Consider the following 2,063-nt stretch of genomic DNA (forward strand, 5'->3'; position numbering starts at 1 on the left):
TTTCGTATAACCTCTATTATGTTAAATAATTAAGGATAAAAGCTTTATTACTAAATAGAACAGTTGCTTAAAGCAGTATAGAGTTAAGTTTGCATTTTAATATCAAGTTGTCTTTCAGCACCGATAATCACCATACGAATCCCATTTTCAAAAATGTCATCCGCATTCATATTTTGTAAGGTATTCACTCCTTGGAGCATGAGTGGATATATAGTTGGATCGGCTTCGAATGGTGGGTCTGATCTTATTTCTTCTTGCTGCTCCTCAAGGACCCACCCAACAATAAACCTTCCTAATGTCATAAGTAATGCAACTGCTTCAACAGGAGAAAACCCAGCATGAGATAACAGCGCAACTTGGGCCTCAATCGTGTTGAAATGTCCTTGACTGGGGCTAGTTCTTGCATGTAGACGAGCACCATCACGGTAAGCTAGTAGTGCTCGACGAAAGCTTACAGAATTAGCGAGCAACCAATCTTGCCATGTCATCCCATCGATGGGTAAAGAAACTAAATGGTGTTCATTTATAATGGTTTCCGCCATTGCTTCCATTAACAAGGATTTATTCTTGAAATGCCAATATAGAGTTGGAGATTTAATACCCAATCGTTGAGCTAGCTTGCGTGTGGTTATTGAATCTATGCCTTCTTCATTCAACATATCCAATGCGGTACGCAGGACTATTTCACGTGTCAGACGTTGAGGTGCAATATCTTTTTTACTCATAAATCTATCACTGATAGGGAGTGTGTGAGAGAATATTAATTCTATCATTGCTAGAGAAGGCATTTGTGAAGAAATCATTGAGCGTGATTTTAATCACTATATTTCTGGATGCTGTTGGGATTGGTTTAATTATGCCGATCTTGCCTGAATTATTACGGTCATTGGCTGGAGCTGAAGCAGGCGGTGTTCACTATGGTGCTTTATTAGCTGTGTATGCTCTGATGCAGTTCATTTTTGCACCTATCCTTGGAGCGTTGAGTGACCGATTTGGACGTCGACCTGTATTAATTATTTCAATTGCTGGTGCAACGGCTGATTATCTCCTAATGGCTGCTGCTCCTTCTCTATTGTGGCTATATATTGGTCGTATTTTTGCGGGAATTACAGGTGCCAACATGGCTGTTGCAACAGCTTATGTTTCAGATATTACTCCAGCCCATGAGCGTGCAAAAAGGTTTGGTCTCCTTGGAGCTGTCTTTGGTATTGGGTTTATAGCGGGTCCGGTAATAGGTGGAGTTTTGGGTGAATGGAACTTACATGCACCGTTCTTTGCTGCTGCTTTTATGAATGGGATTAATTTAATAATGACAGCAGTCTTATTAAAAGAATCAAAACACAGCAATAAAATGACTGAGAAGGTTCAGGAGCAATCAATATTAAAGAAATTATCCTATTTGATCACTCAACCTAATATGGCTCCATTGCTTGGTATCTTTTTAATTATCACATTGGTTTCACAAGTCCCCGCAACTTTATGGGTTATCTATGGGCAGGATCGTTATGGCTGGAGTATATTTATTGCAGGTGTTTCCCTTGCTAGTTATGGAATATGCCATTCTATTGCACAGGTTTTTGCTATCGCCCCTATGGTAAAGAGGTTTGGAGAGAAAAATACGTTGTTATGTGGAATAGCTTGCGATGCAATTGGTTTACTTCTTTTATCTATTGCTGTTGAAGAATGGGTGCCTTTTGCGTTGTTACCATTGTTTGCCCTTGGTGGAGTAGCCGTTCCTGCTTTGCAAGCAATGATGTCCAGAGGTATTAGTGATGAAAGACAAGGTGAATTACAAGGGCTATTAAGCAGTTTTAATAGTCTGGGGGCTATAATTGGTCCTGTATTAGTTACTAGCCTCTATTTTATGACTCAGGCATCAGCTCCTGGAATGGTATGGGCATTAGCTGCAATACTTTATGTAATCACCCTACCCTTATTGCTTAAGTATCGCCTGAATAAATATTCTGGAGTTCCATAAAATATTTAATTTATTGGTTTAAAAACTAATGGATTCTATAGTTTATCTAAAATTAACATAATACACGTTATACGAAATGCTCTTT

At 39.0% G+C, this 2,063-nt stretch carries 2 protein-coding genes; one reads left to right on the top strand and one right to left on the bottom strand.

The features are described from left to right. Nucleotides 1-83: 83 nt before the first annotated feature. Entirely contained in the window at nucleotides 84-725 is a 642-nt protein-coding gene (locus FTT76_RS17410) for a TetR/AcrR family transcriptional regulator C-terminal domain-containing protein (protein ID WP_004787586.1), read from the bottom strand. 65 nt (nucleotides 726-790) lie between these two features. On the opposite strand from FTT76_RS17410, the gene tet(39) reads away from it, so the two are divergent. Then, a complete protein-coding gene (tet(39), locus tag FTT76_RS17415; RefSeq protein WP_180042151.1) occupies nucleotides 791-1,978 on the top strand; it encodes a tetracycline efflux MFS transporter Tet(39) in 1,188 nt (395 codons plus the stop codon). The last annotated feature ends 85 nt before the right edge of the window (nucleotides 1,979-2,063 follow it).

Source organism: Acinetobacter sp. YH01009, from assembly GCF_013420765.1.
Classification (GTDB): domain Bacteria; phylum Pseudomonadota; class Gammaproteobacteria; order Pseudomonadales; family Moraxellaceae; genus Acinetobacter; species Acinetobacter amyesii.